Consider the following 15,013-nt stretch of genomic DNA (forward strand, 5'->3'; position numbering starts at 1 on the left):
GGCCGCGGCGGGGCGGCAAATGCTTGAACGCGGGGCGATAGAAGGATGGATTCGAGCACTGATCTGCTGAGGATCGAAGATCTCAGCATTTCGTTTGCGATCATCGGCGGGCCGATCCGGGCAGTCAGGCATGCCAGCCTTCGCGTCCTTCCCGGTAAGGTGACAGCACTCGTGGGCGAGTCCGGCTCCGGCAAATCGGTGATCAGCCAGGCTGTGATGGGTATTCTGCCACACACGGCCCACGTTCATGGCCGCATCCTGTTTTCCGATCCGGCAACGCCGGGAACGACAGTCGATATCCTTCAGATGCCGCGTGACGGCCGGGAAATCCGGACGTTGAGGGGAAGCCGCATCGGCAAGATTTTTCAGGAGCCGATGACGTCGCTATCTCCACTTCACACGATCGGAAACCAGGTCAGTGAAGTCCTGCAGATCCACACGAACGAACCGGCGGCGAAACGAAAGGCACGCACCGAGGAAATGCTCGGTCTCGTCGGCTTTTCCAACCCGCGGCGCGCCTATGACATGTACCCCTTCGAGCTTTCCGGTGGGATGCGGCAGCGCGCGATGATCGCCATGGCATTGATCTGCCGGCCTGCCCTGCTGATCGCCGACGAACCGACGACAGCGCTCGACGTGACCATACAGGCGCAGATCCTGCAACTGCTGCGTGAACTTCAGACCAAGCTCAACATGGCGATGCTGCTCATTACCCACGACCTCGGCGTTGTGGCGAACGTCGCGGATGAGGTGGTGGTCATCTATCATGGCGAGATCGTGGAAGCAGGACCTGTCGACGCGATATTCCGCCATCCCGGCCACCCTTATCTGAAGGGCCTGATGGCCGCTGTCCCGCATTTCGATCTGAAACCCGGCCAACGGCTCGCGGCTATTCGTGAGGTGCCGGTCAATGTCGAGAACCTGTTGGGCAAGCGCAAGACGCCCCCGCCGAAAGGCCAGGACATCCTTCTGTCGGTCAAGGACCTCAGCAAGACATTCACCACCCGCAAGTCCGACTGGCTGGGCAAGGAGCAAAAGACGACCGTCCGCGCCGTGGATGGCGTAAGCTTCGATATAAAATGCGGTGAATGCCTGGGGCTCGTCGGCGAAAGCGGTTGCGGCAAGACCACCGTCAGCAAGATCCTCATGCGGGCTCTTACATCAGACAGCGGTTCGGTCGTCCTCAATGACGATGCAGGCCCGATCGATGTGCTGGCGGCCCAGGGGGCGGCGCTGCGTACCTTGCGGACGAGAATCCAGATGGTTTTTCAGGATCCGGTGTCGTCGCTGTCGCCCCGTATGACGGTGCAGAAGATTCTCAGCGAACCATTGGAGATCCACGAGCGTGGCAATGCCCGCTCCCGTCTCGCCATGGTCAAGAATTTGATGCAGGCCATCGGACTGGATCAACATTTCATCAACCGCTACCCGCACAGCTTTTCCGGCGGTCAGCGCCAACGCATCGGCATCGCGCGCGCGCTTGCTTTGAGTCCCGATCTACTGATTTGCGATGAGCCGGTGTCAGCCCTCGACGTATCGGTCCAGGCGCAGATCCTCAATCTCCTGAAGGATCTGCAGAAAGATCTGGGCCTCACCTATCTCTTCATTTCGCACAATCTGGCGGTGGTCGACTATATGGCAGACCGCATTGCCGTGATGTGCAGGGGCCGCATCGTCGAACTGGCGCCACGGGAAGTCCTGCTCAGGAAACCGATCCATCCCTATACCCGCTCGCTGGTTGCCGCCGTGCCGTTTCCCGATCTCGACAGGCGAATGGACTTCAAGACGCTCAATTTGGGCGGAGCGGCGGACACAAGTGCGTGGGGACCGCAGTTCCGCGACGATGGCGAAGACAATGCGCTGGCGCCGCTCGACCTCGGCAGCGGCCATTTCGTGCTTGCCCGCCGAACGACCGATATCAGGGAGTTGCGCCCTTGATCAATCGGCGGACGATTCTCGGCCTCACGGCGTCGGCTTTCATTCCCGGCAGGCTTCTCGCGGCTGATCGCGAGCCAGCCTTTTTCAAGACTCAGCTGAAATTCGAAAAGCTGCCGGCACTGGCCGACCGCCTGCCGAAAACGCCCCGGATCGTAAACCTCAGCGCCAAAGGCAGACAGCCTGGCCGGCATGGCGGCACGGTACGAACCCTGATCGGCAGCCAGAAAGATATCCGGCTGATGACGATCTACGGCTATACGCGCCTGGTCGGCTATGATGAAAAACTCAACATGATCCCGGATATCCTGGAAAGTTACGAGGTGCGCGACGAACGCATCTTCACCTTCACGATACGCGACGGCCACAAATGGTCCGATGGCACCCCGTTGACGCCGGAAGATTTCCGCTACTGCCTGGAAGACGTCTGGCTGAATGACGAGCTTTCCCCCGGAGGGCCGATCACGGCCTTGAGGGTCGATGGCAAGCCGCCCCGCTTCGAAATCATCGATCCGCTGACCGTCCGCTATTCATGGGATGCGCCCAATCCCGACTTTCTGCCGAAACTTGCTGCCGCTCAGGCATTGATGCTTGTCCTTCCCGCCGCCTATCTCAAACAGTTCCACAAGAAATATCAGGATCCCTTTCGACTGGCCGGGTTGATGAAGGAATATCAGGCCAGGAAATGGACCTGGCTTCACATTCGCATGTCGCGGCAATACCGCCCCGAGAATCCTGATCTGCCGACCCTCGACCCATGGCGAAATACGACAAGGCCCCCGGCGGGACAATTCGTCTTCGAACGCAATCCGTATTTCCATAGGATCGACGAAAACGGTCTGCAGCTGCCCTACATCGATCGCTTCGTCCTCAATATAAGCTCTTCGGAGATCATCGCCGCCAAGACCGGAGCCGGCGAGAGCGACCTTCAATGCTTCGGAATAGATTTTTCCGACTATACCTTCCTCAAGGACGCAGAAAAGCGTTACCCGATCAAGGTTCATCTGTGGAAACGAACGCAAGGGGCGCGGGTGGCGTTGCTGCCGAACCTGAATTGTGCCGACCCGGTATGGCAATCGCTGCTGCACGACGTTCGCATGCGTCGAGCACTCTCTCTGGCAATCGACAGGCGCGAGATCAACAAGGCGGTCTTCTACGGGCTGGCAACGGAGAGCGCCGATACGGTCCTGCCCGAAAGCCCCCTCTATCGTCCTGAATTCGCCGAGGCCTGGATTGCTCATGATCCGGAAAAGGCCAACGCATTGCTTGATGAAATGGGGCTCGACACACGTGACGACGACGGCCTGCGCCTCCTGCCCGACGGACGCTCCGCGCAGATCATCGTGGAAACCGCTGGTGAAAGCACGCTCGAGACGGATGTCCTCGAACTTGTAACCGATCATTGGCGTCAGATCGGCATTGCCTTGTTCATCCGGCCATCGCAGCGCGATGTCTTTCGCAGCCGGGCGATGGCCGGCCAGATCATGATGTCAATTTGGTCGGGCATCGACAATGGTGTTCCAACCGCCGACATGAGCCCTGATCAGCTTGCGCCGACCGCTGACGAGCAGTTGCAGTGGCCGCTTTGGGGCGTCCATTATATATCGCATGGTAAGATCGGCGAGGCGCCGGATATGCCCAAAGTGATCGAGCTCATGTCGCTTCTCAAGCGTTGGCGCAGATCGACCACTTCACAGGAGCGCGCCGCGATCTGGACCTCGATGCTTGGTATATACACCGATCAGGTGTTTTCGATCGGCATCGTCAACGCGACACACCAGCCGGTGATATCGTCCGCGAAGCTGCGCAATTTGCCCGACAACGGCCTCTATGGCTTCGATCCGACGTCTTATCTCGGTATCTATATGCCGGACACGTTCTGGCTTGGCGGGGAGGCCTAGGCGTGCTGCGATATATAATCTGGCGTATCGCCGTGATGATCCCGACACTGCTGATCATATCGGCACTGGTCTTCACCATCATCGAGCTTCCGCCGGGCGACTATTTCGACAGTTATATCGCCGAGCTCAGGGCCCAGGGCGAGAGCGTGGATTCGGAGCGTATCCAGCTGTTGCGCAAGGAATACGGCTTCGACAAGCCGCCGGTCCTGCGATATTTCTACTGGGTCGGCGGCATGTTGCATGGCGATTTCGGCTATTCCTTCGAATATGATCTACCGGTTCGCGATGTCGTCGGAGACAGGATGTGGCTGACCATTCTCGTTTCCTTCGTCACCATCGTCTTCACCTGGATCATCGCCTTCCCCATCGGCATGTATTCGGCGACCCATCAATATAGCTGGGGCGACTACGGGCTGACATTGATCGGCCTTCTGGGCCTCGCCATACCGAATTTCATGCTGGCGCTCATCATGATGTATTTCGCCAACATCTGGTTCGGGACGTCGATCGGCCATCTCATGGATCAGAAATATCTGGGCGAACCGATGAGCTGGGACAAGGCCAAATCGGTCCTCGAGCATATCTGGATCCCCGTCGTCATCATCGGGACGGGAGGCACGGCCAGCATGATCCGGCGCCTGCGCGCCAATCTCCTGGACGAACTCCACAAACAATATGTCACGACGGCGCGCGCAAAAGGTCTCAGCCCGTTCCGCACCCTGATCAAATATCCACTGCGCATGTCGCTGAACTTCTTCATATCCGACATCGGCTCGATCCTGCCCGCCATCATCTCCGGCGCTGAAATCACCGCAATCGTGCTGTCGCTCGAAACCACCGGCCCGATGCTGATCAAGGCGCTGCAAAGTCAGGATATGTATCTGGCGGGTTCATTCCTGATGTTCCTGGCCTTCCTGACGGTCATCGGCGTGCTGATTTCCGATCTGGCGCTGGCACTGCTCGATCCGCGGATCCGATTGCAAGGCGGCAGCACCAAATGAACTCTCCCCTCCCGCCTCCCGGCGCCCCGCTGCAGCATTACGTCTCGACCGCACCGTTCGATCCCCAGTCAGTCGAAGTGATGACCAAGGAACAGGAGCGCGTCTATCAGGCCTCGCAACTGCGCCTGATGTGGTGGAAATTCAGGAACCACAGGCTCGCCGTCGCATCGGGCATATTCCTCCTGATACTCTATTTCGCGATTTTGATCTGTGAGTTCCTGGCGCCTTACAATCTGCATACGCGGAACATGGATTTCATTTATTCGCCACCGCAGCGCATACATCTGTTCCATGACGGCCAATTCGTCGGACCCTTCGCGTATCGGCACCAGATGACGCTGGATATGGAGACGCTCAAACGCAATTATGCCGAAGACACAAGCCGGGTTCAGCCACTTCGTTTCTTCTGCAGAGGCGATAAGTACCGGTTCTGGGGTCTGGTCGAGAGCGATCTGCACCTGGTCTGCCCTGCCGAAAACGGCGAGCTTTTCCTCCTTGGTACGGACAGGTTGGGACGCGACGTGCTATCGCGCATCATATATGGAGCGCGCATTTCACTGACGATCGGATTGATCGGCATCAGTTTCAGCTTTCTCCTGGGGATCATCATCGGCGGCCTTGCGGGTTATCATGGCGGTGTTTTCGACCTGGTCGTGCAGCGGATCATCGAGGTCCTCCAGTCCATCCCCAGTATTCCGCTCTGGATGGCGCTTGCCGCGATCATGCCGATCACGTGGAGCCCCATCCTGATCTATTTCGGCATCACCGTGATCCTCGGCCTGCTCGACTGGACCGGCCTGGCACGTGCCGTGCGTTCCAAGCTTCTTGCGCTGCGCGAGGAGGATTATGTCCTGGCGGCGCAATTGATGGGCGCCAAGGGCAGCCGCATCATCAGGCGCCATCTGATCCCCGGCTTCATGTCGCATCTCATCGCGACGGCGACGATCTCGATCCCCGGCATGATACTCGGCGAGACGGCGCTGAGCTTCCTGGGGCTTGGTCTGAGAGCGCCGATCACCAGCTGGGGCATTCTTCTGACCGAGGCGCGCAGCGTCAGCGTCATCGCCTTTTATCCATGGCTGCTGTTTCCCATGATCCCGGTCATTCTGGTGATCCTGGCATTCAATTTCCTCGGCGACGGGCTGCGCGATGCGGCCGATCCATACAGGTGAGGATCGCATGTGCACCAATCTCTGCTTTGACTGCGGATGACGGGCACTCGGCTTTTTTCCTCGCCATGCGTCTTGACGGATTCGCCAAACGGCGATTTCCAAGGAAAATATTGCATGAAACCGCCGCACCTGTCGCGAGAAATTCATGTCCGATAACGGCATTCAAGGCATGAATTGTGAGAGATTTCGCCGGATAAGATCAACATATGCCGCTTGGCCAACTGCGGCAAGCGCCCGAGCGATGATTTTGCCCCTCCTCCAAGGTGTCAATCGAACGGCGCCCATTTTCCCGACAACAAAATGAGCAGCTATAGATGATCGGCACCACGCCCGCTTTTCGCGTCTGGCCATTGAGAAAGAACGCCCCGATCCGGGAGTGGGAAGACGGGCGGTCTTGCGAACGCTCGTATGAAATAATTTGACTGCGGTCACAGGACCGCCCGTCCGGCGATTTCTGTCTCTGTCCGTTGCCTTAAGTGCTCTTTCGGCACATACCGAGCGTAGTCTCGGCAGGGTGAACCAGGACGCGAGCCTCCCCGGGCTCGCCGCTACGTCAGCGGCGAGGCGGAGGCGCCGGTTCCTCCCGCGAGACCCGCCGTCGCGAGCCGCGTTCCCGCCAGGAAGAACTGAGGGGAAGGATAAAGGCAGAGTGGAGATGGGGGATAAGTTTTTTTGGGAGAACATGACATTCCCCTTCACCCTTGTGGTTCGAGGCTTCGCTTTGCTCCACCCTATAAGGGTGAAGGGCCGCGCTCCGACAGCTTCACAACAATAAGCAGTCTTTATTGCAGCAGGCGAAGAAGCGACGACGTTCCAGTAGCCCTCACCTGGAGGTGCGCAGTGAAGCGAAGCGCAACGGAGCCTCGAAGGGTGAGAGGCTTGGCACCTCACGCGGGTTAATCCTCCTGTTTGTCGCCGATGATATTGCAGAACCGCCAAGAGCCGGTCCTTCTGGAATTCAAACCGCTAACCTGCCCGGGAAATGCGTTGGAGCGGTTCCTGTTTTGATGGAATTGTCTAGCCTTATCATTCTGCACCGCCGGAACTGTGGTGATGACGAGGCATGGATTCCTGTGACAAGCACAGGCCCGGGCACAGGAATGACGGAGGATTGACTGTTGCTGGCTAATTGTTGACGCTTGCCGCCGGCAAACCGGTTCTCGCGGTGACGAAACATCTCCATTTCCGTCATTCCTGTGCTTGTCACAGGAATCCATGCCTCACCGATGCCGCTGTTGCTGCGGTTGGAATAGGGTGATTGCCACCGTCAAGAGTGAGGAACGCCTGAACGCATCGTCTGAAAGTGAACTACTCTAGGGAAATCACCGTCTATATCGTGCGCGCAGATCTGACGGCAGGAGGCGGATGCGCGGGTATGGGAGCACGAAAGAAGCTGCGTCCGGCGAGGTTGATGTTCACCAACCTGCGACCGGATCATCGATACCGTTGTACAGGAGCGGCGAATCAAAGGCTGGTCGCGGGCCAGGAAAGAGGCGTTGTTCGCGCTGACCCACGAAAAGCTGACTGCACTTTTGGAGCGAAGCAAAGCGAGGTGAGCTTCACCCCGCGCTTCGAGGCTTCGTGGCGCTTCGCTCCGCTGCACACCTCACCATGAAGGTGAAGGTGTGGCGCTCAGTCCCCTCACCGCGGAGGAGGCGCAATATATCAATAGGCCAACCTGAAATGCGCTGTTAGAGCGGTTCCTGTTTCAGTGGAATCGCCGGTCTATGCCATTGTGAACCGTTATCGCGGTGGAGAGGTCGAGGCAGTGATCACTCCATGAAAATATCAATGCGTTATAGTTCCATCTAAAAGTGAACTGCTCCAAGCCAAGCACCCTCCCCTGGTCGAATACGATAAATATGAGATCGTGCGCCGTTCCCATCAGCAAGGACTACGTCCGCTTTGCCGGTCGCTTGTGGAGAGTCCCAAAAGCATTCCGCGGTGAATGCCTAGCCATCAGGCCGCCTCCGCCGACGGCCGGCTTGCCGCCTGCTTCGCTGCTCATCAGAGCGCGACCATTGACTTGACCACAAGTGAACCGCTCCAGCGGATGGCGTATATTTCCGGACCGAACGATGGAATAAACAGTAATGCGGAATAGACTGCCGTCTATTTTCCCATTAGTGACGACTTTTCAATGAGATAGACGGATACACAGGAACGAAACCCGGCACAGGCCGCCGGCTCACGCGCTTTCTCCCCCATCCCCGGAGGACCAAGATGGCGCCGGGCGGAGCGCTCCCAATCGCGCTTTGCGAAAGCATATATGACCTCGCCCATCAATTTGCGCCATCAGTTGACCAATTGAACGGGGGATCGGTCGCCACATCCAGCATGGCTCATGTGATAGCTTTAAGTATCGACTCGTCATCGACGCCTCAATCTCTTGCAAGATAATTGCAGAGGTTCGATAGCCAAGCGGCGGCGTTAACCTTTTATTAACCTAAAACTTCTTGCCGAGCCCGGAGAATCGGACATAATGACGGCATTAGCGTGAAAATCGCTCGAATACCGTTATTTGAGGTTCTGGAAAAATGAATTTCTCTGCTCCCCAGCAAAAGGCGCTGTTTGATGACATCATCTTGTCTCAGGGGCGAGAGATATCCAAGCGGCTGAATCAGCTTCGGCTCGAAACGTTTCCGCCAAACGCATCCAAGACCCTGCGGCAGTTTTCGCTCGCCGAAGCAGCTTATTTCCTCGGTGTATCGACGAGCAACCTCAAAAAGCTGCATCTGGAAGGTAAAGGTGTGGAGCCGCATATTCACGCCGGCGGCCGGCGCACCTATTCGGCCGAACAGATCATGGAACTGCGCCATTATCTCGACAGGAACGGGCGCGCCGACGTCAAAAAATACGTTCCGCACCGCCGCAACGGTGAAAAGCTCCAGGTCATTGCCGTCGTCAACTTCAAGGGCGGCTCGGGCAAAACCACCACCGCCGCACATCTCGCGCAACACCTTGCCCTCACCGGCCATCGCGTTCTTGCCGTCGATCTCGATCCGCAGGCGTCGCTTTCGGCTCTGCACGGCATCCAGCCGGAGCTCGACAAATATCCGTCGATCTATGAGGCGATCCGGTATGATGAAGAGCGCAAGCCCATTGCGGAGGTGATCCGTCCGACCAATTTTCCCGGGCTCAGCATCATTCCGGCCTCCCTGGAGCTGCAGGAATATGAATACGACACGCCGCTGGCAATGCAGGACCGGAGTTCGACGGAAGGAAAGACCTTCTGGAACCGTATCGAGGCAGCGCTCAAGCAGGTGGATGGCCAGTACGATATCGTCGTAATCGATTGCCCTCCGCAGCTTGGATATTTGACATTGACGGCCCTTGCCGCTGCCTCGTCGGTGCTGATTACCGTTCATCCGCAGATGCTGGATCTTATGTCGATGTCTCAGTTCCTGCTGATGCTCGGCGATATCCTGAAAACCATCCGCAGGGCTGGCGGCGAGGTCGATCTCGACTGGTTCAGATATCTCATCACGCGCTATGAACCGACGGACATTCCGCAGGCCCAGATGGTGGGTTTCATGCAGTCCATGCTGGCCAAGCAGATGCTGAAGCATCAGATGGTGAAATCCACGGCGATTTCCGATGCAGGCCTGACGAAACAGACACTGTATGAAGTCGAAAAGTCCGGAATGACCAGGGCCACATATGAACGCGCGATGGAATCGCTCGAGGCCGTCAATTCGGAAATCTGCGACCTGATCCATCAAGCATGGGGAAGATCAAAATAGACTGCCGTCTAAATCAGGAATTTATGACGTGAAAACAGATGGCTAGGAACAATCAAAGAATGTGGTCCAATGGCTAGAAAGAACATTTTCGACAATTTGATGCGGACGGAGCCGTCCGAAGCCAATGAAGACGATCGACGCGATTCAGGCTTTCCGAAATTCGGCGCCGCGAAATCCATTTCGTCCTCGATCGATGAGCTTGCCAAGCAAGCATCGAAACTGATCGAAGGTGAGACGATTGTCGAAATCGATCCTGATCTGATCGATGGCTCGTTCGTTGCGGATCGCATGAAAGCCGATGACGACGCCTATCAGGAGCTGCTTTCAGCGGTCCGGGAGAGGGGACAGGATACACCAATCCTGGTGCGCCCGCATCCTGATCGTGATGGTCGCTACATGATCGTGTTCGGCCATCGCCGGGTCAGCGTTGCCAGAGAGCTCGGCCGGCCGGTTCGCGCCGTCGTCAAAGCTCTGGCGGATATCGACCACATCATAGCCCAGGGGCAGGAGAACGCCGCTCGGGCCAATCTGACGTTCATCGAGCGTGTTCTGTTCGCCCAGCGGCTGGAAACGCTGGGATATGGCCGCGAGACCATCCAGTCGGCGCTGTCGATCGATTATCAGACGCTCAGCAAGATGCTGACGATACCCAAGGCAATCCCGGCGGCGATCATCGATGCAATAGGCCCCGCAAAGGGCGTCGGGCGCGATCGCTGGCTGGATTTGCGCAAACTTGTCGAACGGCCGAGAAATACCGAGGCTGCGGCAGCGTTCACAGCAAGCACGGAGTTCATGGCAGCGGATCAGGAGCGACGCTTTGATCTGCTGTTCGATCATCTCAGCGGCGCCAGCAAAAAGCCGGTGAAAAAGGCGATCGAGCCAAAGACCGCACGGGTCTGGGCCGCCGCCGACAAGCAGGTGACGGGAGATATCCGCAATACCGGAAAAACCTTCAGCCTGGCGTTGAAGGCCAAGGACGCCGGTAAATTTGGAGAATACCTGACCGAGAACCTGGATCGCTTTTATGAAGCTTTCAGGGAATCGGAAAAAGCGAAGCAAACGGGAGACTAGAAACCGCAAAAGAAAAAGGCCCCCAACGACGCAGTCGTGGAAGCCCTTCTCAGATGTAAGCAGTCAGAGAATCACATTTCCACGAATCACTGTCAAGAGTCTTTAGCGTCATTTGGCGAGCGGATTTCTTTTGCCTGAACGAAGGTGAAGGAAAATGGAGATCAATAAGATAACGACGCCCTTCGGGCGGCGGCCGATATCGTTTGCCTTGCTGGCAAGTCAGATCGAGGCACAGGAAATCCCCCGGGGCAAGACAGCCGACAAATGGCGGATCTACCGTCGGCTTTGCGAAGGAAAGGCCATCATAGGCATTTCAGACCGCTCATTGGCCGTATTGAACGCGTTGCTGACCTTTTATCCTGAGACCGATCTGTCGCAGGAACACGGTCTCGTCGTCTTCCCGTCCAACGCACAGCTGGCGCTCAGGGCTCACGGCATGGCGGATACGACGCTGCGCCGCCATCTGGCCGCTCTGGTCGATTGCGGCCTGATCATCCGCCGCGACAGCCCGAACGGCAAGCGATATGCCCGCAGGGGCAGGGGAGGCGGCATTGACGAGGCTTTCGGCTTCTCCCTGGCGCCATTGCTGGCGCGAGCGGAGGAATTCGAACAGGCTGCAGAACAGGTCCAGGCCGAAAGCCGTGCTCTCAGGCTGACACGACAGCGCATCACACTATACCGCCGCGACATCCAGAAACTGATCGAAGCCGCCCAGCAGGAAGGCATCTGCGGCCATTGGGATGTGTTGTGGAAACGGTTCAGAAGCATTGTCGAGGCAATTCCCCGTCGCGCCGTGATCGCTGATCTGGAGCCCATCGCGGCGAAATTGGCGGCACTCCGGCAGGATATAGACAAGCAGTTGGAATCACACATGAATGCTTCAGATATAAGCGGCAATGAGTCCCAGAATGGACGGCAGCAATCTAATTCAGATACAGAAATCCTATTTGAATCTGACAAAAGCCTTGGAAAAGATTTGAAAAAGAAAACCGCTGACAATTGCCAAGCCACAGAGCCGTCGAGAACCTATCCGCTTGATCTCATTTTGAGAGCCTGTCCTGAAATCACCGATTATGCACCCGATGGTATCAACAATTGGCGTGATCTGATGATAACGGCCACGCAGGTCAAAGAATATCTCGGGATTTCACCGTCGGCCTATAGAGATGCCCTGCAAGCCCACGGCCAGGAGAACGTTGCTGTCATCATCGCCTGCATTCTCCAAAGGGCCCGGCATATCGGTTCCGCCGGCGGATATCTGCGTCGCCTGACGCAAAAGGCGCGGGAAGGGGAATTCTCGATGAGACCAATGATCATGGCCGCTTTGAAAGCCAACGGAACCACAGCGTGAATGGCGGGATAACGGAAATCGGCGGATGCCGGTCAAGTTATCTTTCTGCTTTCGGTCCGGGAAGCCACGCCCAGAGTTCAACCCGTAGCCAGCATATGGGGCCGGCCACGGATCGCGAACCGCAGGAAGGGCCCGTTTTCTGTACGTGATTTCCGATATCGTCATCGAGAATCGAAGCCAATTGTGGTATGCTGGTCAAAGGAAGCGACAAGGCAACATTATCGGTCGTTTTAGATACACGACAGGCAGTGCGGTTTTGGCCAATTCCGGTAGACTAAACTGCACATACAATATAGGCTTTGCGGCATGGATTCGCTCTCCGTCGCCGCTGCTTCGACCGCCGTCGTACCCGCCACATTGCCGGGCTGGGCATCGTCGCGCGGGCGCGATGTGACGGAAGCAGACGCCGCCTTCGCCGCCGGCATCGCCCTGAAAACATTGGACGATCTCGTTCGCTCGGAACCGGTCTGGGCCGGCTGCTGGCGCGCCCGCCAGGCCCTGAAATCTGCCGCGACGGCCGTGCGGCTGATGGGGCGGAGCGAGGACGAAGCAGCACTGCGCGACGCCGTGTTGCTCACCGCGCCGGGCGACGACCCCGGACCGGCCGGCAAGGTGTTTTGGGCCTACAAAAGGATCGCCAGCCGAAAACCCGGCTTTTCGCCGAAGACCGTCAGCGAACTCACCGATTCGTTGGGCCTCGCCTGGGACGACGGCCTCGCCGCTGTCCTCGACCACGCCGACGCGGCGCTCCAGTTCGGCCGCCCGGCGCCTTTTGCAGCGGCGGAGCTGGTGACGGCGATTGTTGCTGATCGCCCGGATGCGGAGATGCTGGCCTGGGCGCTCGCCGACATGCTGATCGCCGCGATGCTGAAATGGGACCGTCCCGTGCCGCTGCTGATGGCCGAGCGCTATGGTCCGGCGTTACGGACCCTCGGCGGCAGGGGACGCCTCCGTCCCGGCGAGCCCGGCTTTCCGCGCGCCGTCTGCCTCGCTTTGGTTGAAGGGGCGGGCTGCGCCCTGCGCTCGGCGAATGAGATCGCCCGCCGCGCGGACGCGCTTCTCGTCGCGGCGCCGAAGGTGCGCACCAAGGGTGCTGGCGTCGTCATCCAAAAACTGCTCGAGGAAGACGCCGTGCCGGCGTCAGCGCCCGACAGCAATTTGTCCCGCTGGGCCGCGACCCGGCTGTTCGAGCGGCTGGAGAGCTTTGGCGCGGTGCGCGAGCTGTCCGGTCGCTCCTCGTTCCGGATTTTTGGGTTGTGACGATGGCCGGACCGAGCGCAGCCAAAACCAGACGTCGGCAGGACAAGGATCGGCAACACGATGTGTTGTATGACTGTGAACTCGCGGACCTACCGCCGGAGCTGCGCTGGCGCGAATGGATGCTGCGCGTCGAGGCAGTGATTTTTGCCTCCGCCGAGCCGGTGAGGCGCGAGACCCTGGCCCGCGTCGTCGGAGAAGACTGCAGCATCGACCTGCTGATCGATGACCTCCAGGAAGAACTGCGCGATCGGCCGTATGAGCTGGTGTCGGTCGCCGGCGGCTGGCAGCACCGCACCCGGGTGCGTTTTGGCGACACCATTCTGGCATCCACTGCGCCGACCCGCTCGGCCGCGGCGGCGCTCTCCGAGTTCGAGGCGATGGTGCTGATGGCGGTGGGATATTTCCAGCCGGTGACAAGGAGCGATTTATCGAAGATCTTCGGCAAGGAGGTGAGCCGCGACACCGTCGCCGAGCTCCGCGGCACAGGTTTCATCGCCGCTGGCCCACGCAGTCCAACACCGGGCGCGCCCTACACCTACGTGACGACCAAGCTTTTCCTCTCCGCCTTCGGAATGGAAACGCTGCGGGACCTCCTGAACATCGAGGCGCTCGAGGATGCCGGCCTACTCAACAGAAACAGTGCATCTGCCGATGAAATGCCGGTTGTGACCAACAACAGCTCTGATGAAGACGAAGGCACGAGCGAGGACGACGTGGAATCTGCTGTTCTCTAATAGGTGCGGAGAAGCCTGACGCGATTGATGAAGTTCGGATCCCTTACACTTCTTCCAAAGCGAAACTGGTGCAAATAGCTGGTTATTAATTCTGAGCATCTTTCGTCATTTTGTACTTCCGGTCATTCTCGTGGTTCTCGGGAATCGAGAAGCTTAGCGGGGACCAATGCAAAAATATCATATCGAACTTACAGAGGAGGAAGCTGACCTCCTGTCGAAGATTGATCTGCGCTCCCATCATCAAAACCATGATGAGGGGCGTGCGGCATATCTGGCAAACCAGGAGCCGATCCTCGCACTGTTCAAATCGCTTAGCGCACGCCGCGCCGTGCCAGATGTGCGCCTCAGCTACTGGAACGATGCCGACTATCGGTCGGGCCGCATTAAAGGGTCACGTAAGGGTCTCTTCGAACGCAACGGCTGTTCTGGCGCCGGCATCTATACGCATCCACATTTCCTTGAGCATCTCAGATATTTCTTGTTCGGCACAGAGCTTCCGGAGGTGGTTGTCGACGAGTTTGAAAAGAAAGTCGGTAATCCCGAGTGGGTCTCCTCGAGCGACATCGTCCCGATCGGCAAGACCGCCCGGGATCTGACGCGCCGATATCGCCTCGATGTGTCTGCCGCGCCAGAAGAGTTTTTCAAGCTGTGCCTGGATATGGGTCTAGGTCTCAGCACGGCCCAGAGCGTGATGCAGTCCGTCAAACAGGTTCGATAATCGAACGGCGGAACTCGCAATCCTGAACCATTACGGCTGGTACTGAAAGATTTCCAGTTCGACGGCCATGGCCTCCCTCAGGAGCTAGAGACACTGAATGTGCCATATTTTACAACCGCAAGCGACG

The 15,013-nt window shown here is 58.0% G+C and carries 10 protein-coding genes and 1 pseudogene; all 11 read left to right on the plus strand.

The window, feature by feature from the left end:
* Positions 1 to 45: 45 nt before the first annotated feature.
* The 11 genes and pseudogenes from C5748_RS16825 to C5748_RS16875 all read left to right on the plus strand — a co-directional run bounded on the left by C5748_RS16825 (position 46) and on the right by C5748_RS16875 (position 14,886).
* On the plus strand, positions 46 to 1,938 hold the full coding sequence (locus tag C5748_RS16825; RefSeq protein ID WP_105743082.1) for an ABC transporter ATP-binding protein: 1,893 nt from the start codon (positions 46 to 48) through the stop codon (positions 1,936 to 1,938).
* On the plus strand, positions 1,935 to 3,836 hold the full coding sequence (locus C5748_RS16830) for an ABC transporter substrate-binding protein (RefSeq protein WP_105743083.1): 1,902 nt from the start codon (positions 1,935 to 1,937) through the stop codon (positions 3,834 to 3,836). Before C5748_RS16825 ends, C5748_RS16830 begins: the two co-directional genes overlap by 4 nt.
* Positions 3,837 to 3,838: 2 nt before the next feature.
* Entirely contained in the window at positions 3,839 to 4,837 is a 999-nt protein-coding gene (locus tag C5748_RS16835; protein WP_105743084.1) for an ABC transporter permease, read from the plus strand.
* Entirely contained in the window at positions 4,834 to 6,009 is a 1,176-nt protein-coding gene (locus C5748_RS16840; RefSeq protein ID WP_105743085.1) for an ABC transporter permease, read from the plus strand. Before C5748_RS16835 ends, C5748_RS16840 begins: the two co-directional genes overlap by 4 nt.
* A gap of 1,840 nt (positions 6,010 to 7,849) precedes the next feature.
* A pseudogene (locus C5748_RS28940) lies at positions 7,850 to 8,113 on the plus strand (hypothetical protein); the annotation flags it as partial.
* Between the two features lie 433 nt (positions 8,114 to 8,546).
* Entirely contained in the window at positions 8,547 to 9,752 is a 1,206-nt protein-coding gene (gene repA / locus C5748_RS16850; protein ID WP_105743086.1) for a plasmid partitioning protein RepA, read from the plus strand.
* 69 nt (positions 9,753 to 9,821) lie between these two features.
* The gene (gene repB, locus C5748_RS16855) at positions 9,822 to 10,823 is read left to right on the plus strand and encodes a plasmid partitioning protein RepB (RefSeq protein WP_105743087.1); all 1,002 of its coding nucleotides are present in this window, start codon (positions 9,822 to 9,824) and stop codon (positions 10,821 to 10,823) included.
* 154 nt (positions 10,824 to 10,977) lie between these two features.
* Positions 10,978 to 12,174, plus strand: a complete 1,197-nt coding sequence (gene repC / locus C5748_RS16860) for a plasmid replication protein RepC (protein ID WP_105743088.1) — start codon at positions 10,978 to 10,980, stop codon at positions 12,172 to 12,174.
* A gap of 306 nt (positions 12,175 to 12,480) precedes the next feature.
* Entirely contained in the window at positions 12,481 to 13,434 is a 954-nt protein-coding gene (locus C5748_RS16865; protein ID WP_105743089.1) for a DUF1403 family protein, read from the plus strand.
* 2 nt (positions 13,435 to 13,436) lie between these two features.
* Complete coding sequence (scpB, locus tag C5748_RS16870) at positions 13,437 to 14,168, plus strand: SMC-Scp complex subunit ScpB (protein WP_105743090.1); 732 nt, start codon at positions 13,437 to 13,439, stop codon at positions 14,166 to 14,168.
* A gap of 166 nt (positions 14,169 to 14,334) precedes the next feature.
* A complete protein-coding gene (locus tag C5748_RS16875; RefSeq protein ID WP_105743091.1) occupies positions 14,335 to 14,886 on the plus strand; it encodes a hypothetical protein in 552 nt (183 codons plus the stop codon).
* Positions 14,887 to 15,013 lie beyond the last annotated feature (127 nt).

This window comes from Phyllobacterium phragmitis (genome assembly GCF_002980495.1).
GTDB classification, from domain to species: domain Bacteria; phylum Pseudomonadota; class Alphaproteobacteria; order Rhizobiales; family Rhizobiaceae; genus Paramesorhizobium; species Paramesorhizobium phragmitis.